This window comes from Armatimonadota bacterium (assembly GCA_035527535.1).
Taxonomy (GTDB): domain Bacteria; phylum Armatimonadota; class Hebobacteria.
On record DATLAK010000182.1, the window covers coordinates 35,408 to 53,945 of the forward strand.

The 18,538-nt window shown below is 67.7% G+C and carries 21 protein-coding genes; 4 read left to right on the plus strand and 17 right to left on the minus strand.

Annotation, left to right across the window (positions count from 1 at the left end):
• Window positions 1–120: 120 nt before the first annotated feature.
• The 13 genes from VM221_13545 to VM221_13605 all read right to left on the minus strand — a co-directional run bounded on the left by VM221_13545 (window position 121) and on the right by VM221_13605 (window position 11,738).
• The gene (locus VM221_13545; protein HUT75845.1) at window positions 121–1,008 is read right to left on the minus strand and encodes a permease-like cell division protein FtsX; all 888 of its coding nucleotides are present in this window, start codon (window positions 1,006–1,008) and stop codon (window positions 121–123) included.
• Complete coding sequence (ftsE, locus tag VM221_13550) at window positions 992–1,681, minus strand: cell division ATP-binding protein FtsE (protein ID HUT75846.1); 690 nt, start codon at window positions 1,679–1,681, stop codon at window positions 992–994. The genes VM221_13545 and ftsE overlap by 17 nt, the downstream gene beginning before the upstream one ends.
• A gap of 93 nt (window positions 1,682–1,774) precedes the next feature.
• Window positions 1,775–2,134, minus strand: coding sequence for a hypothetical protein (locus VM221_13555; protein ID HUT75847.1), 360 nt, complete (start codon window positions 2,132–2,134; stop codon window positions 1,775–1,777).
• 118 nt (window positions 2,135–2,252) lie between these two features.
• Window positions 2,253–3,632, minus strand: coding sequence for a hypothetical protein (locus VM221_13560; GenBank protein HUT75848.1), 1,380 nt, complete (start codon window positions 3,630–3,632; stop codon window positions 2,253–2,255).
• Between the two features lie 335 nt (window positions 3,633–3,967).
• Window positions 3,968–4,420 (minus strand): NUDIX hydrolase, encoded by a 453-nt coding sequence (locus tag VM221_13565; protein HUT75849.1) that lies wholly within the window; start codon window positions 4,418–4,420, stop codon window positions 3,968–3,970.
• 30 nt (window positions 4,421–4,450) lie between these two features.
• The gene (locus VM221_13570; GenBank protein HUT75850.1) at window positions 4,451–5,335 is read right to left on the minus strand and encodes a PfkB family carbohydrate kinase; all 885 of its coding nucleotides are present in this window, start codon (window positions 5,333–5,335) and stop codon (window positions 4,451–4,453) included.
• An 11-nt stretch (window positions 5,336–5,346) separates the two neighbouring features.
• Complete coding sequence (locus VM221_13575) at window positions 5,347–5,733, minus strand: HEPN domain-containing protein (GenBank protein ID HUT75851.1); 387 nt, start codon at window positions 5,731–5,733, stop codon at window positions 5,347–5,349.
• Complete coding sequence (locus VM221_13580; GenBank protein ID HUT75852.1) at window positions 5,705–6,052, minus strand: nucleotidyltransferase domain-containing protein; 348 nt, start codon at window positions 6,050–6,052, stop codon at window positions 5,705–5,707. The genes VM221_13575 and VM221_13580 overlap by 29 nt, the downstream gene beginning before the upstream one ends.
• A gap of 183 nt (window positions 6,053–6,235) precedes the next feature.
• A complete protein-coding gene (gene rfbB, locus VM221_13585) occupies window positions 6,236–7,231 on the minus strand; it encodes a dTDP-glucose 4,6-dehydratase (protein HUT75853.1) in 996 nt (331 codons plus the stop codon).
• A gap of 12 nt (window positions 7,232–7,243) precedes the next feature.
• Window positions 7,244–7,930, minus strand: coding sequence for a hypothetical protein (locus VM221_13590; protein ID HUT75854.1), 687 nt, complete (start codon window positions 7,928–7,930; stop codon window positions 7,244–7,246).
• Window positions 7,931–8,244: 314 nt separating this feature from the next.
• A complete protein-coding gene (locus tag VM221_13595) occupies window positions 8,245–9,342 on the minus strand; it encodes a UDP-N-acetylglucosamine 2-epimerase (GenBank protein HUT75855.1) in 1,098 nt (365 codons plus the stop codon).
• Window positions 9,339–10,319 carry a UDP-N-acetylglucosamine 2-epimerase gene (locus tag VM221_13600; protein ID HUT75856.1) on the minus strand — a complete coding sequence of 327 codons (981 nt, stop codon included), beginning with the start codon at window positions 10,317–10,319 and terminating at the stop codon, window positions 9,339–9,341. The genes VM221_13595 and VM221_13600 overlap by 4 nt, the downstream gene beginning before the upstream one ends.
• Before the next feature lie 126 nt (window positions 10,320–10,445).
• Window positions 10,446–11,738: a nucleotide sugar dehydrogenase gene (locus VM221_13605; GenBank protein HUT75857.1), complete on the minus strand. Its 1,293-nt coding sequence runs from the start codon at window positions 11,736–11,738 to the stop codon at window positions 10,446–10,448.
• A gap of 353 nt (window positions 11,739–12,091) precedes the next feature.
• Here VM221_13605 and VM221_13610 point away from each other — a divergent pair, with 353 nt between their 5' ends.
• From VM221_13610 to VM221_13625, 4 genes are all read left to right on the plus strand, one after another.
• Window positions 12,092–13,150, plus strand: coding sequence for a uroporphyrinogen decarboxylase family protein (locus VM221_13610; GenBank protein ID HUT75858.1), 1,059 nt, complete (start codon window positions 12,092–12,094; stop codon window positions 13,148–13,150).
• 176 nt (window positions 13,151–13,326) lie between these two features.
• A complete protein-coding gene (locus VM221_13615; protein HUT75859.1) occupies window positions 13,327–13,641 on the plus strand; it encodes a DUF1778 domain-containing protein in 315 nt (104 codons plus the stop codon).
• Window positions 13,623–14,159, plus strand: a complete 537-nt coding sequence (locus VM221_13620) for a GNAT family N-acetyltransferase (GenBank protein ID HUT75860.1) — start codon at window positions 13,623–13,625, stop codon at window positions 14,157–14,159. Before VM221_13615 ends, VM221_13620 begins: the two co-directional genes overlap by 19 nt.
• The gene (locus tag VM221_13625; protein HUT75861.1) at window positions 14,156–14,782 is read left to right on the plus strand and encodes a DUF402 domain-containing protein; all 627 of its coding nucleotides are present in this window, start codon (window positions 14,156–14,158) and stop codon (window positions 14,780–14,782) included. The genes VM221_13620 and VM221_13625 overlap by 4 nt, the downstream gene beginning before the upstream one ends.
• A gap of 10 nt (window positions 14,783–14,792) precedes the next feature.
• Here VM221_13625 and VM221_13630 read toward each other — a convergent pair whose 3' ends face one another.
• The 4 genes from VM221_13630 to VM221_13645 form a co-directional block, all read right to left on the minus strand.
• Window positions 14,793–15,596, minus strand: coding sequence for an aldolase/citrate lyase family protein (locus tag VM221_13630; protein HUT75862.1), 804 nt, complete (start codon window positions 15,594–15,596; stop codon window positions 14,793–14,795).
• A gap of 88 nt (window positions 15,597–15,684) precedes the next feature.
• Complete coding sequence (locus tag VM221_13635; protein HUT75863.1) at window positions 15,685–16,461, minus strand: hypothetical protein; 777 nt, start codon at window positions 16,459–16,461, stop codon at window positions 15,685–15,687.
• A 66-nt stretch (window positions 16,462–16,527) separates the two neighbouring features.
• Window positions 16,528–17,763 (minus strand): hypothetical protein, encoded by a 1,236-nt coding sequence (locus tag VM221_13640; GenBank protein HUT75864.1) that lies wholly within the window; start codon window positions 17,761–17,763, stop codon window positions 16,528–16,530.
• Between the two features lie 180 nt (window positions 17,764–17,943).
• Complete coding sequence (locus tag VM221_13645; GenBank protein HUT75865.1) at window positions 17,944–18,534, minus strand: hypothetical protein; 591 nt, start codon at window positions 18,532–18,534, stop codon at window positions 17,944–17,946.
• Window positions 18,535–18,538: the final 4 nt, after the last annotated feature.

Consider the following 18,538-nt stretch of genomic DNA (forward strand, 5'->3'; position numbering starts at 1 on the left):
GTCTTCTCCGTCGGGGCCTGCAACCCGAAGTGCGAGATATTGTGTCAGGCGCCGGCACGGCGCCGCGGACGATGGATTCGGCGGCAATAGGCCGCGGCCCTGTCGCGCGAGCACCACCGGCTACGTGGGATGGGACTTGCGCAGGAAGCGCGTGAGCGACACCGCCGTTGCCAGGCCGGCGGCGAGCAGCCCGCCGATAACCAGCAGCACGCCGCAGTCAACGAGCACGCTCAGCGGCGCCAGGGGGAACAGCGTCAGGATCCTGGCCAGCGCGTGGCGGGCCCAGACGTAGCCGGGCACGAGCACGCACAGCGCGATGAGCGCGCCGGCGAGACCGTAGAATACTCCCTCCAAGAGGAACGGCGCGGCGACGAAGGCCGGGGTCGCGCCCACCAGCTGCATGATGCCGATTTCCCTGCGGCGAGCGAGCAGCGCGAGGCGGATGGTATTGTGCACGATGAGCATCGCCGCCAGCGTCAGGAGCACCCCCGCGCCGACGCTGGCGCGGGTAACGATGCGGCGCACGGTGAGCAGGATGCGGATGGTGGACTCCGCATGCACCACTTTGCGCACCGCGGGCCAGGTCGCTACCGTCGCCGCCACCGCCGCCACCCGGCCGGCGTCATCGGTGCGCACGTGAATGGCGTCGGGCAGGGGGTTGCCCACGCCCTCGAATAGCCCGGGGTCGAAGTGGTAGCTCTCCTGGAACCGGCGCAGCCCCGCCTCGCGCGGGACGAACTCGGTGTGGACGACATGCGGCAGCGCACTGATGCGCCGCTGCAGCGCGAGGGCGTCGGCGCGCGAAAGGTCGCGCCTGGCATAGACGTAGATCTCGACCTCGCTCACCGCCGTGCGCGTCCAGGCGTTGACATTGAGCAGGGCCAGGCCGGCGGCGCCGACGATGGACAGCGTCACCGCGATGGTGGAGGTCGCGGCGACGCTCATCAGGCTGTGCCGTCGCATGTTGGCGAGCGCCCGCTGCAGCGCGAAGTCAAGGGTGCGTAGCATAGTAGTAGCCCCGCGGGACGTCGCGGACGATGCGACCCCGGTGCAGCGACATGACGCGCTTGTTGAGGGCGTCCACGATGTAGCGGTCGTGGGTGGCGACGATCACGGTGGTGCCGCGGACGTTGATGTCGCGCAGCAGCAAGATGATGTCGAGCGAGGTGTCGGGATCGAGGTTGCCGGTCGGTTCGTCGGCGAGCAGGATGGGCGGATGGTTGGCGATGGCGCGGGCGATGCACGCCCGCTGCTGCTCGCCGCCCGACAACTCATCCGGGAAGGCATCTGTACGGTGCCCGAGCCCGACCTGGCGCAGCACCTCCTGCGCCTGCCGGCGCATGTCGCGTCGGGGCACGGCCATCGCCTCCAGCGCGAACAGAATGTTCTCGGTGATGGTCTGGTCGGACAGCAACCGGAAGTCCTGAAACACGACGCCGACGCGTCGCCGCAGGTGCGGCACCCGCCGCCGCGGCAGGCGCCCGATGTCAGTGCCGGCGACGATCACGCGCCCGCTGGTGGGAACCTGCTCGCGGTAGATGAGCTTGAGAACAGTGGTCTTCCCCTCACCCGTGGGGCCGACGAGGAAGACGAACTCGCCCTTGTCGATGTGAACGTTGATGTCGTGGAGAGCCTCGACATCGTTATCGTAGACGAACGAAACGCGTTCGAAGTCTATCACGGCCTGCGCTCCGCGAAGATTATAGCCGAGGAAAGGAGCGAGGGCAATCCCGATGGGCCGGGGGCAGCCGGCGCCGGCCGCCGCGGCTGCCTATCATGGCCCCGTCACCGCCTCGAGCACCGCGGACACTTCGGCCAGCGCCGCCTTGGCCCGGTCCCAGTCCGGCGGCAGGGGATTGACGGCGCTCGCCTCGACGCGCCGCGCTACGTCGTGGAGCCGAGCCAGGGCCTCCTGGGCGATGCGACGCAGCCGGGCGTCCTCGGCACGGCCGTCGAAGTAGTCGTAGAGGTAGTTGTAGATCGGGAAGACGTCGGTGACCGGAAACCAGCGGGCGCTCTTGTCGCTGTGGATCGCCTCAGCCGCGGTGCGCGCGCGCTTGCGCAAGGGCGAAACCGGGACCTCACCCTTCCTGCGCTGCCGATGCTTGCCGCGCCGGAAGATGCTGGCGCACATAGGATGGCGATTCGCCGCCCCGCGCCGACCTCCTTCCCGACACCGCGCGCGACCCGGCTTCGCCTAGGCCGCGCGGGGGGCGCGGCGCGGCCGGCCGGCGAGGTCAGCGGCGGCTTCCTCATCCGACGCTGACCGCATAGACGGTCGCCTGCCGCAGCCGCAGCCGCAGCATCACCGGTTTCCCCATCAGCGGCGTCAGCTCGCCTTTCCAGCTCAGCGCTCCCGCCGGCTGATCGCCGACAATCGGCCGGCAATCCGCAAAGTCGAATCCGGCCGCGATCTTCCCATCGCAGATGAGTGCGGCGCGCGCTTCGCCGCCGGGCGCGGTCTCGGCATTGACGGAGAGGCCTCCCTCCAGCGCAAACGGCTGCAGGCTGAAGGCGAACTCGTCATCGGCGTGAATGCCCTGGAAGCGGTCGCGCGGTAAGGTCACCATGCCTAGGGCGCCCTGATACTGGATCTGCGAGGGGGAGGCTTCGCCGTGCTTGTAGGAAACGCCGTGGTAGTAGATGGCGAGGCCGCGGCGGAAGGGGAGGACGCCCGGCGCGGTGTAGATGCCGCCGCGGTCGAAGGGCGCGGGGCCGTTGGGAATGAACGACGCGCGGTCAAAGCGGTCGAAGGCGATACCGTCGCGACTGGTGGCGAGCTGAACGTAGAGGTCGTCGCGGTCGTGGTTAAAGACGGAGGTGAAGATGAAATAGGCGCTGTCGCCGCCGCTCTCATAGCGGCTGGCGGCGTTGTTATACAGATCGGCGCCCGGGGCGTCCAGATGGTCGCAGCGGATGATGGTGCGCGGCGCGGGCCAGTTATAGAAGTCGTTCGTTTCCGACCGCCCGATGCACCGTGCGTAGCCTGGTTCCCAGGTGCGGAAATAGCCCACATACTGCCGCCGTGACGGGTCCCAGAAGACCACCGTCTGCGTGTCGCTGGCGTGCGCCAGCAGCGTGGGCGGGCCGTCCCAGCAGCTGTGGCGCCGCGCCTGCCAGTGCAGGCCGTCGTCGGAGTAGGCCTGCACCACGGCGCAGCCCCAACCGTCGAAATACCCCTTCATCTGTCCCATGTAGATGAGCTTGTAGCGTTCCTGCTCCGGAGCGGTCGGATCAAGAAAGACGCTGCTGCCGTGTAAGCCGTAGCCGTAGAAGGCCGTTTCCCCGGCGATGAGGATATTGTTCGCCGTCGCCCCCCGATACTCGACCAGTCCCAGCTCGGGCTTGTGCCAGCTCAGGCCGTCATCGCTTTCCGCGTAGCACAACTGGCCCTCGCTATCATGGGCATAGGTTTCGCCCCATGCCTCGTACCAACAGCGGTAGCGGCCGCCGTCATGGAGCACGGTATGCCAGCCGGTGGACATCGCCTCCCAAGGCTTGTCGGCGGTGAGCAGCGGCTCCGCGTGCTTCGCTGGCGGGCAGACGCGGAAGCGGAACCTCCCCTCCGGCGCCCAGTCGCCGAAATCCCAGTGCAACCACTTGCGGTCAGCCAGCAAGAAAGTGCGGGCCATCGCGGTCTCCCTTCAGGGTGGCAGCCTTCTTCCCCAGCAAAGCGCCTTATCCTGCCCGGCATCGCTCCCACCTCGGTTAGCTGCGCGCGGTGCCGGACCGCATCCGGCCTCCGGGAAGGTTCCCCGCGCGCGGCGCAGAAGATCGGAGGCCGAACATGTGACACCGCCGCCTCGCGCGATCATTCCCTAGCTTACCAGCCCCTATACCGCCTCCCGGCTGAAGGCCGGGGAGGGCGTGTCCGGCGATGATGGGGGTGCAAGGCGCAGTGGGGCTAGCCCCCCGGTGGGTCGAGGTGATCAGGTGACGCCTGGACATGCCGGGGCTCTGGCCGGAATCACGGATGATTCAGTCTGGGCGGCGGGATCTCCGTGCCCAGCCCTCGCAGCGCTCGCCGCAGGATCGGGCGCAGGTTGCGATACCCCAGCATGGACAGCGCCTGCCCGGGGACGAACCAGCCGGCGTCGCGCACGCGCTCGGCGCGCATGGGGGTGACCTCGGCTCCGGGCGCGGCCGCCATCAGGAACCAGCGCACGGTCTTCTTGTAGATGTCGTCGCCGCGGGCGAACCGATACTTGCTGGCGCCCAGGTCCGCGACGATCCGCACGTCGGCGAGGCCGATCTCCTCCCGCACCTCACGGCGGGCGGTGTCGGGGAGCGCCTCCCCCGTTTCCACCTTGCCCTTGGGAAAGGTCCACGCATCGTAGTCGTCGAGGATCAAGCACACCTGCACGTCTTGCCCCCGGCGGCGAACGACGATGCCGCCGGCCGATGTCTGGGAATGTATCATCTCAGTTCGCGCGCCGGCCGCGGAGGGTGTTCACCCGGCGCTTAGCTGTCGTCTGATCGCGTCGGCGGTGATGGGCGCGCGCGAACCGGCCGCGGCCGCTGCCGCGCCGATGCGCGCCGCCGCCAGGGGCTCCGCCCCGATCGCCGCGGCGGCGGCGACGCCGGCGATGAACTGCTCCCATGCCCGCGGATCGCCCCGGTCGAGCGCGGCGGCGAAGCTCGCGGTTTCCACCCTGCCCCCCAGCACCTGGACGCTGCCGTCATCCCGCACAGCGATGAGCGCCTCGGGGGTCGCGGCGGGCGCGTCATCCGCCGGTCCCTGCACCACGACGTCACCGGGTGGCAGCGGGCTGTCGCCCAGGGCGCCGATGACCAGCTTGCCTCGTCCCCGTGCGAACTCGGCGGCACGGGCGAGCGTCTCCGGCGCCGCCGCCCGCGGGGACACCATCACCAGCGCATCCGCCCGCGCGATCAGCGGTTCGATGTGCTGGAGCATCTCCTGCGCCGGCGGTCCTTCCAGGGGTGGGGGCGGCGCTAGCTCGATCTCCACCCTCGACCACGGCCCCGCTGCGTCGAACTCCACGACCATGCTCTCGCCCGTGCGAGCGCCCGCCGCCGTGACCATGCCGAAGGGGTCAACCCCCGCGCCGGCGAGGGCGCGCAGCACCTCGCCGGACTGCGGATCCTGCCCCAGGATACCAGCCGCCCACACCTGGGCGCCAACCGCGGCCGCGGCCGCGGCGATGCCGCCCGCCGCGCCCACCCGCGTCGTCTGCTCCGGGGCCCGCAGCCTGAGCACGCCCGGCCCGGCCTCTACCGCTTCCCCGCGCAGCACCCGTTCCAAGGCGATATCGCCGAGCACCAGCAGCTTGGCCTGGTCAAGTCGCCCTACGATCTCCTCTAGCGGGTCATCCATCGGTCAACCTCTCAGGCCGGGCCTATGCCGAAACCGCGCCGGATGACATCACGAGCTCGCACGGCAGCCCGCCAGCATCTCTCGGCGTCCTGCCTCTGGGCGAAGACGCCGGGGTAACGAATCTCCACCGCGAAGCTGGTCAACAGCCGCAGATCATCCATGACGACATCCAACTCCGACAGCGAAGGGAGGCATAGCTTGGCAAGCGCCTCCAGGTCATGTATCTTGGGAAAGCCCAACCCCTGTTCGGCCAGCCAGGCTTTGAGGTATTTCTCTGCGCACTGCTGCGCGTGGAAGCAGATCGCGTCGTACACAGGCTCGGCGTCCTGCCGTTGGCCGACGGCCACCCGGTAGTCGCCTTCCGCCTTCTCAACCCACTCCTGCGTCATGGCCTTCATACAGCACCCGGCCTTTCGTCAGCACTTCGCGCAGGAAGACGTCCCCCAGGGCCAAGCGTTCCGCGACTTGCGCGGGAGTTCTGACCAGCAGATCAGCCGGAAACGGTAGGTCCACCGCCCGGCGAATCTCCACCGCCTGTTCTACGTTCGGCAGCGACGTTTCCATTTCGACGAGCAAGTCCACATCGCTGTCCGGACCGGGCCTGCCGCCGGCATGGGACCCGAACAGGATCACCCGGCGCGGATGGAAGCGCTCCCCAATTTGTTGCACCACCTGCTGGATGTCGGCCAGTGTGGGCGTGGTTATCAGTTCATGCATCCCGGCCTACCCGTCTCGCCCGCCGGCAGGTTTCGTCCCCAGCCTTATCACCGGCAGCATTACCATGTTCCTCCGGACGGATCATGCGCAGGCGTCATTCCGAAGTAGCACAACGGCTTATCCCTCGGGCGCGCACCGACTCGTCGGGGCGCCAGAACCACATTGCCCCCCGCTGCGACGCGGTCACAGACCGTACTGCCGCCGATAATACTCCAAAAACTCTCCCGACTTGATCTTGCGCCACCAGGCCTGGTTCTCCCGGTACCACTCGACGGTGGCGGCGAGGGCGGACTTGAGATCATAGGTCGGCGCCCAGCCCAGGGCCCGCAGCTTGGAGGCGTCCACCGCATAGCGCCGATCGTGGCCGGGGCGATCCTTGACGTGGGTGATGAGGTCGTGCGGCTTGCCGAGGGCGTCGAGGATCATGGTCGCGATTTCGATGTTGGTGGCGGTCGGCGTGCCGCCGATGTTGTAGATTTCGCCCGGCTCGCCGCGCTCCAGCAGCAGCTCGCACGCGCGGCAGTGATCCTCGACGTGCATCCAGTCGCGCATCTGCCGCCCGTCGCCATAGACCGGCAGCGGCTGGTCCTCGAGGGCATTGGTGATGAACAGCGACGCCATCTTCTCCGGGTACTGGTGGGGGCCGAGGTTATTGGTGGCGCGGCTGATGATGACCGGCGCGCCATAGGTCTTCCAGTACGAGTGGGCAAGCAGCTCTCCCCCCGCCTTGCTCGCGGCATAGGGATTGCCGGGGCGCAGGCGGTCGTCCTCGCGGAATGCACCCTGCTCGATGGGGCCGTAGACCTCGTCGGTGCTGATCTGCAGGACGCGCCTGATGCCCAACTCGCGCGCGACCTCGAGCAGGACATGGACGCCGAAGATGTCGGTGCGCAGGAAGCCGCCGGGGTCGGCGATGGAGCGGTCCACGTGGCTCTCGGCGGCGAAGTTGACGATGGCGTCACAGCCCCGGGCGGCGCCGCGGGCCGCCTCGACGTCGCAGATGTCGCCCTGGACGAAGGTGTAGCGGGGATCGCCGGCGACCTCGACCAGGTTGTCGAGGTTGCCGGCGTAGGTCAGCTTGTCGAGATTGACCACCTCCCAATCGGGGTGGCCGCGCAGCAGGTAGCGGATGAAGTTGCTGCCGATGAACCCGGCGCCGCCGGTGACGAGAAGCTTCATGATCCTATCACCTCACTCTGCAGGGACATTCAAGGGCATAGTGTCTCCGCGGCGTCTGTCTGTCTGGATCTCGGCGGTCGGCCTCTGCGATTCTTGAACGCCCGCGGAGCTCTGATTCCCGGATGATTCTCGTGTGACCAGTATTCCTGGAAACAGAAGCCCTATGAGGAAGAACAAGGCGAACAGACCGAACGTGACCGTGGCCAGGTGGGACTGGTTCAACTTCCACAGGCGCGGCACCCAGGTGGGCGTGAATCTCTCCATTCCTTTCTCGCCTTCTACCTCCTGCCCGTCAGAACGGAACGGGAGATCGGCAACCTCGTCGGAGAAGAACTTGCGCCCGACGGTGAACTGCGAGATGAACGGCCAGCCGTCGGCCACGCACTTTATTCTCTCCTCGATTCTCCGGAGATAGTGCCAGATCAGCTTGTGGTCGTTTCTGATGCGGTTCAGGCTGATCATAGCGAGCAGGGCGACAGCAGCCCCGATCCCTGACACGGTCCGCCATGCAAACGACGAGATGCGCCCGCCGACGTCCGCGCTGCCCACGGCGAGTACTGTAATCATAGCTCCCATGATGATACCCAAGACAGTCAAATACACCCTCCAATGGTCGTTCCATCGGATATGATGGTGCTCGCTTCGACTGATGAGTATCTCGTACTGCCTCATCAGGAATGCCAATTCGTTGTTCTCCATATTGCTCTCTCCCACATCGCGGTGCGGGGCAACTAGGTTCCTTGTCCACGTGGCAGAAACACCTTTTTGCCGAGTCACCACGCCGAGCCGGAACACTGGCAGCCCGGATGCGCAGCAGGGACCCTCCCGTGTATATCGCGCCACAGCCGAGGGCGGCTGTGCCACACTAACGGCCGCAGTACACCGCGACGGCGCATCATTCCGGTGAGGTTCCACGCACGTCCGCTGCCCCGGGAGTCATCACCGCAAGGCAACAATGTCTCTGGCAGCCTGCTCTTGCCGCTCTGCATTCGTGCGATTTCGGTTCTTGTTGCCTACACGGTCTCCAGCAGGGCATCCACAATGCGTTCGGCGGCGCGGCCGTCCCAGGCGGCGGGCCGCCTGGCTTGCGGGTACCGATTCTCCATCACCGCCGCCACCGCCTGCCCCGCCGGCTCCGCATCGAGGCCGACCAGCGTGTTGTTGCCGCAGACCACCGTTGCCGCGCGATCGGTGGCATCGGCGAGCGTAAGACAGGGCACCCCCAGGACGGCCGCCTCATCTTGGATGCCCCCGACGTCGGTCAGCACCAGGCGCGCCGAGTCGAGCAGCGACAGGAACTCGACGTATCCGCGCGGCTCGACCTCACGCACGTGCGGCAGCTCCGCGACACTCTGCGCCAGGTCCCAGTGTTTCAGCTTCTCCGACAGCCGCCGATGGACGCACATAGCGATGGGCACCTGGTCCTGCACGCGCGCCAGCACGTCCACCAGCTTACGCAGGTTGACGACGTTCTCGATGGTGGCCGGTGACTCCACCAGCGCCAGCGCGAACTCCTTGCGCTGCAAGCCCGCCCGCGCCGGGGCATCGCTCTCACGCGCCGGCTTCAGCCAGCGCGCAACGGCGTCGGCGGCCAGGGTGCCCGCCAGCATCACCGTTTCTTCCGCCGCGCCCTCGTTCAGCAGCCGGTCGTGGGCGGGCTCGGAGGCCGCCAACAGCAGCCCGCAGGCTCGATCCATCTGCGCGGCGAGGCCGGTGCGCCCGCTGACCCCAGGGGCGCGCAGACCCGCGTCCGCGTGCGCGACCACAGCGCGGGAGCGCGCGCACGCGATGGCGCAGCCTAGCATCGTCGGCGACTGGCCCACCAGGACGACGGCGCGCAGGTCACGGGCGGCGGCGAATCGCTCGCAGCCGGTCATGACCCGCGCTAGACGTTCGGCGCGCGTGCCCTCGCTGGCGCCGATGACCGCGTCGGCATAGGGCAGCCCCAGGTCGTGGAAGAGCTCGGAGGCGGCCCAGGGGACGTAGTCCTCGCCGGCAAAGACGAACCGGGGATTGCATTCCGGGCGCGCGCGCAGCTCGGCAAGCAGAGGCGCCGCGCGCACGAAGCCGCCCCGTTCGGCGGCGATGACCGCGATGTTGAAGACGCTCATGATGCCGTCAGGAACTGAGCGGCGCGCAGGGCCGCCCCGCGCTGCCCCTCGATCTCCGGTGGATGGGGGGGCGGGGGCGCCTGCGCGGCCGCGATGATGGCGTCCTCGTCCACCGCCACCGGGCGCACCCAGCCCGTGCGCTCGCCGTCGGGGAAATCGGCGGGCGCCAGCCCGATGGCGACGGTGCCGCGGAAGTACGCCTCACGCTGCAAGGTGGCGCTGTCGGTGATCACGAGAGCGGCGCGCGCGACGGCCTCCTGCAGCGGGGCGTAGTCGAGCGGCTCGACCACGGCCAGGTTTCCCCGCGGCAGCCCGGCGGCGGCCAGGAGGGCTTGCGCGCGCGGTCCCGCGGGCATGGTCACGGCCATGGGCAACCGTCGCAGCGCCGCCAGCACGGCGGGCAGCACCGCCGGCCCCACGGCGACCCCGGCCAGGTAGCAAAGGCAGCCGTCCGCCGCGCCACTGGCCACACCCGCGACCGGGGGTGAATCCGCCAGGGTGTCGCCGCACAGGTAGGCCGCGTCCTCCATGCCGCGCGCGGCCAGCCGCTGCACCGCCTCCAGGTGCGGCGCCAGCAGGAATGCGGCGGCCTGATCGAGCAGGCGGGCGTTGGGGTTCGCGGGATCGAGCATCACCCCGGCATCGAGATGCGCGATGGTGACCTCGGCCAGGCACGCCGCGATCGCGGCGCCGACCGCCATATCGGACTCCCCGCATGTCAGCAGCAGGTCGAACCGCCCCTCCGCCAGCAGGGACTCCGACCAGCGCAACACCGATCCCACCCGCGACGCCGGAGTGGGGTCCTCAATCTCCAAACCCCAGTCCGGGGGCGGCGGGGCGGTCAGGTCCCAGGTGGGCACCTCGCCCGCGCATGAAACATATGCGCAGACGATGTCGTGTTCGCCTTCCAGGCACTGGACCACCGGCGCCAGCCGGGCACGCTCGCCGCGGCTACCGGCGACGCAGAGGAGCTTCACCCCGTCGTTCTCCGCGCACTGTGTGGTAGGGGGTCAGGACGCATGACGCAATCGCCGCGGCAGACGAGACCCAATGGGTCGGCTGCCCGCCGCCGATGTCGGCCGCCGCCCCCGAGCCCGCCGCGCTCACAGGCGCACGATGTTGTCCGCCCGGTAGCGCCGCAGCGCGTTGCGCGTGTCGAGGATCAGCCGGCAGCGCCGCACCAGCTCGCGGTAGGGCAGCGAGCTGTGGTCCGTGACCACCACCGCGCAGTCACAGCTCTCCATTTCCCGGGCCGTCAGCGCCACCGAATGGAGCGCCTCCCCGGTGCCGTTGACCTCCGGCACCAGGGGATCGTGATAGCGCACCAGCGCTCCCTTCTGCCGCAGCTTGTGAATCACCTTCAACGCCGGCGACTCCCGGGTGTCGGCGACGTCGCGCTTGTAGGCCGCCCCCAGCACCAGGATGCGCGCCCCGCGCAGCGCCTGGCTGCGCTGGTTGAGGGCGTCCGCCACCCGCGCCACCACGTAGTCCGGCATCTCCTCGTTGACCGCCTCCGCCAGCTCCACGAACCGCGCCTGGCGCCCCAGCTCCCGCACGCGATAGGACAGATAGCAGGGGTCAATGGGGATGCAATGGCCCCCCACGCCCGGCCCGGGGTAGAAGGGCATGTAGCCGAAGGGCTTGGTCGCGGCGGCGTCAATCATCTCCCATACGTCCACCCCCAGATCGGTGCACAGCACCGCCATCTCGTTGACCAGGGCGATGTTGACGTGGCGAAAGGTGTTCTCCATCAGCTTCGCCATCTCCGCGGTCTCGAGCGAGCCGACGGTGCGCACGTCGGGGGTCACCTGCGAGTAGAACGCCTTGGCCGCGCGCGCGCAGCGCGGGGTCAGGCCGCCGACGATGCGCGGCGTGTTCTCGATGTGGAAGCTGGGGTTGCCGGGGTCCACGCGCTCGGGGGCGAAGGCGAGGGCGAAATCGCGCCCCGCCTTCAGCCCCGAGCCCTCCAGCAGCGGGCGCACGATGTCGCGGGTGGTGCCGGGGTAGGTCGTGCTCTCGAGCACCACCATTGTCCCCCGCCGCAGGTGCTGGGAGACGGTGCGCGCGGCGGCGGTCACGCACGACAGGTCCGGCTGGCGGGCCTTGCCGAACGGCGTCGGCACGCAGATGGCGAAGACATCGGCCGCCAGCTCGCCAGCGTCGGCCAGCAGTTGCAGCTTGCCGTGCGCAAGCGCCTGCCGCAGGCGCTTGCGCGAGACATCGGCGACATCGCTGGCGCCGGTGCGCAGGCGGCGCACGCGCTCGGCGTTGATGTCGAAGCCGGTGACCGCGAACCCCGCCTCGGCCATGCTCACGCTCAGGGGCAAGCCGACATAGCCCAGGCCGAGAATGGTGACGCGCGCGCCGCGCCCGCGGATAGCTTGCAGCAGTGACATGACAGCGCCTCCGTGGCCCGGCGCCGGTGACAACCGCGGGGAACCTGCGACGCCAGCGAGGGGAAGGTGCGCTCGACCACCGCACACCATGCCCGGAGTCGGCGTCGCCGGCTGCCCCGCGCGGTCTCGAGGGCGACAGGCGAACTGCCGTCAGTCATCCTGCGCAGGCGATCAATGACTGCAACGAGCCGCGCCGAACCCAGAGCGAAGCGATTATAGCGGCGCTTGCCAGGCCGAGTCAACGCCGCCGCGCGCGAGGATGTGAAGGGTTGCGACAAGGGGGGCGCCGCGCACGCCCAGTACCGCGCCGCAGGTTGCGGCGACGCAGGCGGCGAATAGGCAGCGCGCTGTCCATGACGGACCAAAGCGAGGAGCAGGCGATGAGTTACCAGCGCGGTTGGCAGGCGATCCACCTGGAGATGCCGGAGCAAATCCCGCATACCGAGTATGTCACCCATCGCCAGTTCGTCCTCAAGGTCACCGGGTTCGATCTTGACAACCCGGAGCAGGCCGCCCAGGCCGGCCCCGCGCTCGCCAAGGCCCTGGATTACGACTTCATCTGGTCCGCCTATGGCCGCGACTGGGGCACGCCGCGCACCGACATGGGCCGGGCGAAGTATTACGAATCGGAAACGCCGTGGGCGGCGTCCTATCCGTTCAAGACGGAAGAGGAGGTGCTGGCCTTCGATCCGCTGGCGACCGCAAACCTGCCGACCATGGAGGAGCTGACGGCCGACGTCCGGCGCGCTTACGAGGCGGGCCAGGCCGCTTACCCCGATGCGGTGTTCCCCGGCGGATTCTACAACTCGGTGTTCACGTGGCCCATCCTGACCTTCGGCTGGGACTTGTTCATGACCGCGGCGATGGATGACCCCGACCGTTTCGAGCGCGTGCTGGACGGGTTCACGGAGATCAGCGCGATGGTGGTGGAGGCGCATGTCCGCGCGGAGGTGCCGATCTTCCTGTGCCACGATGACATCGTGTGGGCGAGCGGGCCGTCGTTCTCGCCGGCGTGGATGCGGCGCTATGTGTTCCCGCGCCTGAAGCGCCTGCTGCGGCCGCTGCGGGAGGCGGGAATCAAGGTGCTGTTCTGCTCCGACGGGAACTTCGACGCTTTCGTTGATGACATCGCGGAGGCGGGGGCCGAGGGGTTCATCTTCGAGCCGCTGACGGATCTGCGCTACATCGTGGAGCGCTATGGGCAAACCCACGTCATCATCGGCAACATTGACTCGCGCATACTCCAAACCAAGGGGCCGGCGGAGATCCGCGCCGAGGTCAAGCGCTGCGCCGATCTCGGCAAGGCGTGCCCCGGGTACTTCTTCGCCGTGGGCAATCACATTCCATACGTGGTGCCCATCCCCAACATCGAGTGCTACCTCGAAGCCATCGCGGAGTACGGGAAGAGGTAGGGCGAGGGTGAGGAATGCGTAGGGGCGCACGGCGTGCGCCCTGTCCACAGCCGAGGGCGACTGTGCTACATCCGGGTATGCAGCCGGCCATCCCCACAGGAAACGAACATACCCAGGGTTATCGCGCGTGACATTTGTAGTACATCGTGATATACTAGCGGCAGAGGTGGTGGACCATGCCGACCGCACGTGTGAAGTCTGAAAACCTGTCCTGCCGGGTGTCTCCGGAACACAAGAAGATGATCGAGCGAGCCGCTCGGCGATCCGGCTTCTCGGTGTCCGATTTCGTCATCCACACCCTGGTCACGGCAGCCTCCGACGTGCTCCATGACGACTCAACCATCCGGCTCACCAAGGAGGAGTGGGATCGCTTCACCCGCGCCCTCGAGCGGCCGGCGCGAGAACCTGACGAGGCTACGAAGCGCGCCGTTTCTCTTTACCGAAAGGGTCGGGACGAGGGAGACAGACGGGTGTGGCGAGCGAAACAGTGAACCCCACTCCCCTGGTCATTGAGCGCCTCGATAAGAGCGTCCACGACCGGATGAATTTCGATTGCGGAGAACCGGAACTCAATGACTACCTCCGTTTCACCGCACGCCAGCATGTTGACAAGGGATACGCTCAGGTCTGGGTGGCGGTGACCGCACCGGGCTCCGCGCAAGTGCTCGGCTACTACGCGCTTTCCATGACCTCCCTCGCTCCAGGGGAACTGCCCAGGAAGAACGCGATCAAGAAGGTCCCCGCGCTTCTCCTCGGCAAGCTTGCAGTTGATAAACGCTACCAGGGCCAAAGCATCGGTGTTCGCCTCTTGATGGATGCTCAACGCAGCGCCCTGCTCGTTTCTCGGCAGGTCGGCGTATATGCGCTTGTGGTTGATGCCCTCAACGACCGGACAGCGGCGTTCTACCGGAAGTACGGTTTCGAGGAACTCTCGACTGGGCCGCAGCACTTGTTCAAGACGATCAAGGACATTGAGCGCATGGGATTGCTGGACGCACCTAACGAATGATCTTCGGCCTCAGCTCGGGGCGTGACTCCCACATGCAGATCACACTCTACCAACATCACCTGCCCGGCGAGGTCCGGGTCTTCCGATACCTATCGCCGCCCGTCCAGGCGGACGATGAGGTAATCGTCTGTGACGGGTGGTATTCCAGCGGGGCGACTCGGGGCTATTGCCGCAGCTACATGTTCCTGAGGCGTTGGCTCCACGTCTTAGCAACATTCGGCCATGACTTAATGCCCGCGGAGGATCGGTCTCATGGGTTCCCCTTCGCGTTCAACTGTGATATCACAACGCCTCATTATCGGGTGCGCGACAAGCTGTACACGACGGACCTGTGCGTTGATGTGCTTATCAGTGCCAGTGGCCGCAACTGCGTGATCAAGGATAGAGAAGAACTCACGGCAATGCACGCTGCTAGTCAGTTCGGTGACCTCTGGCAAGAGATGGCGCTGCGCGAGGTGCGGTGGTTGGAGGATCTGGTGAGCCAGGGGCGGCTCGTTGACTTCCTGAACGCGTTCGCTCCTTTCCCGACTGCCGCGATACCCTGCGAGATATCAGAGACAGCGCAGCGCCGACTGGAAACCCTAGGCTTCGTCTTCCATCCGTCTTACCCACGGTACGCATGAGCCGCGCGCCCTACAGTGCCGGGTCACCGCCCAGCACGTCGCGGGCGATGGTGGTGAGCTTGCCCATCAGCTCGCGCCCGGCCTGGTGCACCAGCTGGAGGTCGCCGCTGACCACGAATAGGCGCATGCCCAAGGTCATGTACCGTCGGATGCGCTCCAGGTCGCCGATGAACATGCCGGAGGCGATGCCGACGGTGGCGCAGGCCGCGGTCAGGCGCTCGACGCTGCGCACGAACTCGGGGTGATCGAGGTCGTGGGGGGCGCCGATGGAAATCGAGAGGTCGGCGGGGCCGATCATGATCGCGTCCAGGCCGGGCGTCGCCGCCAGCTCGTCCACGCATTCAATGGCCCGCCGGGACTCCGCCTGGATGACGACCAGGGTGTTGCGATTCCAGTGCGCCAGCGCCTCCGGCAGCGGCACCGACTCGTAGTCGTAGAGCAGCGGTCCGGGGCCGCAGCCGCGCTGGCCCTCGGGCGGGAAGCGCGCCCAGGACACCACCTCGGCGGCGCGCTCCGGCGTCTCCACCCGCGGCACGATCACGCCCTCGCTGCCGGTGTCCAGGGTGCGCGCCACCAGGTGATACTCGGCGTCGGGCACGCGGGTGATGGCGGTGATGTCGGCGGCGCGCGCCGCCCGCACCAGCAGCTGCCCCGACTCCAGCGACATCGGCCAGTGCTCGTTCTCGATCAGCAGGAAATCGAACCCCGATGCGGCCAGGGCGTGGGCGATTTCCGGGTTGGCCACGCCGAAAGCGGCGCAGCCGAAGACCGGCTCGCCACGACTCAGCTTTTCCTTCACGTGGTTGGTTCGCATAGGTAGTGCCTGGAGCCGACGATGGCGCCCACTTCGTTGGAGGGGCCACCGACCCCTTCCGGGGCGCGACGCGGCTCGCCAAGCGGTGTCACGAACGGAGCAGGGAGTCGAGGTAGGCGGCGCGGACGTCTTCGATGCGGCGCACCTGCTGCCGCTGCAGGTTCCCCAGCAGCTCGCGCAGCGCCGCTCGCTCCGCGGGCGGCACCTGGGCGTCGAGGTCGGCCTCGCGGCGGAAGCGGTCGGATCGGCGATCCCATCTGAACAGCGCCGGCGCGTCCGCGGCGGCCCCGGCGTGCACGGCAGACACCCTCCGGCGCACCTCACGGCCACATCTGTCGGCGGCGACGAAGAGCGTGAAACCGAGGGTCGCCAGGGCATCTTCCTCGACGCCAAGCGGCGGCGACAGCAGGATATCCCGGAGCTGAGGCAGCGTATCCGCGTGCAAGCCGGTGGCGATCATGTGCCCGCGGCGGGCGAGGTCGAGATATTCACGCACCGCCCGCCCCCAGATGTAGCCGTACCAGTGGCCGGCCCCGATCTCGTGCGCCAGGTAGCAGCGGCGCGCGCCCGGCTTGCCCGCGGAGTCGGCGCCGGCGATCACGCGCTCGCCGTCAACGGTGCTGATCTCCATGTCCGGCGGCAGGAAGGCCAGGATCGCAGCCATAATCGTGGTCTTGCCCGCGCCGCCGGGCACCGCGCCGGAGAGGAAACTCGCCCCGCGCGCCACCAGCGCGCACAGGGCGCTCGCCAGGTCGAGGTCCATGGTGCCGGCATCGAGCAGGTCCACCACGCTCAACATCCGCCCCCCGCGCTGGTTGAGGGCATTGATCTGAGCGACATTCAGGCTGTCATTCCACTTCGTCATTTCGCCCAGCTAACAGTTGCGCTCCACCTCCTTCTCAATCTGCGCCCATCGGCGGTCAATCTCTGGTCACGGCCCACGCTCGGCGGTGACTTCGTTGGCGATCTTCACCCAGTTGTGCAGGGTCTCGGGATGCCCGTGCACGGTGTGGGTGTCCTTGAGAACCATCTCGACGATGCAGCCGTCGGCGGCGTCCAGACACTCATTGATCTCGCGGCGGATGCGGCCGGCGTCGAAACTCAGGAGTACCGGCGACGGGTTGGGCTTCCACGAATAGACGATGCGATCCTGAAGCGCCTCGGCCGCCGCGCCCAGATCGGTCCACGGGCTGACCGACAGCCGCCGCAGGCGCGGGATCGTGCGCTTGATCATCTCGAGCTTCTGCGTGACGTCCTCGCAGCAGCCGTAGCAGTTGAGGCCGAAGCGCTCCAGCAGGCGCCCCTGGTAGCGCAGCACGAACTCCTCGTGCATCGCCGGCGACACCAGCGCCAGCTCCTGCGCCTCGGCGAACCCCCATAGGTCGCGCAGGCGCACGCGTCCATCGAAACCCGGCCCCGGCAGGTCGTCGGTATACCCCACCCCGCCCGAACCGACATAGTCGTCGCCGTTATTGAGGCTCAAGTCTGGCGCCTGCTCGACCAGGTCGAGCAGGCGCTCGGTGGCCTCGGTCATGAAGGTCATGACCTGGTGCACCCATTGCGGGCGGTCGCACATGTCGAGCATGATCTCGTTCAGCCCGCGCAGATTGACCAGGTGGCCGATGAGACTGGTATTCACGTGGACGCGCCGATGGGCACGCACCTCCAGGATGTCCCCGAAGAGGTCGGCCACCGCTTCGAGGTCGCGCTGCGTCTGCTCCTCGTCCACTATGAGGTCGGGCTGCGTGAGCTTGGCGGCGTCGGCGGGGTCACTTATCACGGGGTCGAAGGTCCACGCGCCGCGGCGCTCGGGGCTCGGCTTGCGCGCGGGCTCCAGGCCCCAGCCGGTGATGCGATGGGACAGCCCGACCTTGCACATCGGCTCGATGACGTTGTCGTCGCGCAAGTGGTGCCAGCGATAGATGATACGGCGCAGGTGCAACTCCCAGGGGCGAAAAGCGGGATCGCTGACCGTGAGCACCTCGTCGGGCAACAGCTCCTCCCACGCGCCCTCGGGGAAGATGAGCACCATCGCCTTGCCGGGCCGCAAGCCATTGTGGCGTTTCCATTCGGTGCGGTTGCGCGCATTCTGCGGGTCGGCGGCGATCTCGGCCACCTGCCGGGCCAGGTCGCGCAAGGTCTCTCGTTCGGGCTTGGACAGGGCCATGCGTTTCCTCCGACCATGAACTACCACGCACGCCGGGATTATCCCTTCGCCGCCGCCGGGCGGGGGGGCAATCTGCCGTGGAGACAACGAGGACGCGGACGAGGTCGGAGAGCCAACGGCTAGTTGCATCCGCTCAAGGAAAACGACCTGGAGATAGGCAAGTGTCCCAGGTCTCGGCGGCTAACCACGCGGGATGTTGATCGCCACAATCACCGCAACCCACAGCATGGCGAATAGGGTGTTGACCACCAGCCCGGCGATCGCTAGCCCCCGTCCTGTGAGCCTCCCGCGCCTCGCACCGATCTGCCACAGGGCCACTGCCGCCATCGGCAGTCCCACCATCGGCAACCACGCCATGATGAGGGACCAGTAGGATAGCCGGGATAACCTGGGAGTGTCTTCTTGCCCGGGACCGCGGTCGACCGTGTCGGCGATGTGGAAATCCACCACCATGACGGTGATGATGCCGATCAGTGGAATCAGGACCAGGACTGCAATCGGCACTAAGGCCGGCACGGACATCCCCGCGAGCCGGGCGGTCCCCAGAAACACCCACAAGAACGCTATTAACCACACTAGGAGTAGAATGCCCAGGACCACGCTGAGGGCCGGGGTGTGCACCGCGCGCGCGGCGACCGCCACCGGTATCTGCGCGAGGATCAGCACGTAGTACACCGTCCGCCGTCGGTCAAGCTCGGCGGCTGAGATCGGCGGACCGGCCTGCGCGGGAGCAGTCGCTGCACTATCAACCCGACGATCATCGCTGCTCATCTGG

What these genes read in the sequence shown, in the direction of transcription:
- VM221_13610 (HUT75858.1), top strand. Translation starts at nt 12,092, where the DNA reads ATGACGGACCAAAGCGAGGAGCAGGCGATGAGTTACCAGCGCGGTTGG.
- rfbB (HUT75853.1), bottom strand. Translation starts at nt 7,231, where the DNA reads ATGAAGCTTCTCGTCACCGGCGGCGCCGGGTTCATCGGCAGCAACTTC.
- VM221_13545 (HUT75845.1), bottom strand. Translation starts at nt 1,008, where the DNA reads ATGCTACGCACCCTTGACTTCGCGCTGCAGCGGGCGCTCGCCAACATG.
- VM221_13630 (HUT75862.1), bottom strand. Translation starts at nt 15,596, where the DNA reads ATGCGAACCAACCACGTGAAGGAAAAGCTGAGTCGTGGCGAGCCGGTC.
- VM221_13560 (HUT75848.1), bottom strand. Translation starts at nt 3,632, where the DNA reads ATGGCCCGCACTTTCTTGCTGGCTGACCGCAAGTGGTTGCACTGGGAT.
- VM221_13565 (HUT75849.1), bottom strand. Translation starts at nt 4,420, where the DNA reads ATGATACATTCCCAGACATCGGCCGGCGGCATCGTCGTTCGCCGCCGG.
- VM221_13605 (HUT75857.1), bottom strand. Translation starts at nt 11,738, where the DNA reads ATGTCACTGCTGCAAGCTATCCGCGGGCGCGGCGCGCGCGTCACCATT.
- VM221_13645 (HUT75865.1), bottom strand. Translation starts at nt 18,534, where the DNA reads ATGAGCAGCGATGATCGTCGGGTTGATAGTGCAGCGACTGCTCCCGCG.
- VM221_13640 (HUT75864.1), bottom strand. Translation starts at nt 17,763, where the DNA reads ATGGCCCTGTCCAAGCCCGAACGAGAGACCTTGCGCGACCTGGCCCGG.
- VM221_13575 (HUT75851.1), bottom strand. Translation starts at nt 5,733, where the DNA reads ATGAAGGCCATGACGCAGGAGTGGGTTGAGAAGGCGGAAGGCGACTAC.
- VM221_13635 (HUT75863.1), bottom strand. Translation starts at nt 16,461, where the DNA reads ATGACGAAGTGGAATGACAGCCTGAATGTCGCTCAGATCAATGCCCTC.
- VM221_13555 (HUT75847.1), bottom strand. Translation starts at nt 2,134, where the DNA reads ATGTGCGCCAGCATCTTCCGGCGCGGCAAGCATCGGCAGCGCAGGAAG.
- VM221_13580 (HUT75852.1), bottom strand. Translation starts at nt 6,052, where the DNA reads ATGCATGAACTGATAACCACGCCCACACTGGCCGACATCCAGCAGGTG.
- VM221_13595 (HUT75855.1), bottom strand. Translation starts at nt 9,342, where the DNA reads ATGAGCGTCTTCAACATCGCGGTCATCGCCGCCGAACGGGGCGGCTTC.
- VM221_13625 (HUT75861.1), top strand. Translation starts at nt 14,156, where the DNA reads ATGATCTTCGGCCTCAGCTCGGGGCGTGACTCCCACATGCAGATCACA.
- VM221_13590 (HUT75854.1), bottom strand. Translation starts at nt 7,930, where the DNA reads ATGGAGAACAACGAATTGGCATTCCTGATGAGGCAGTACGAGATACTC.
- VM221_13615 (HUT75859.1), top strand. Translation starts at nt 13,327, where the DNA reads ATGCCGACCGCACGTGTGAAGTCTGAAAACCTGTCCTGCCGGGTGTCT.
- VM221_13570 (HUT75850.1), bottom strand. Translation starts at nt 5,335, where the DNA reads ATGGATGACCCGCTAGAGGAGATCGTAGGGCGACTTGACCAGGCCAAG.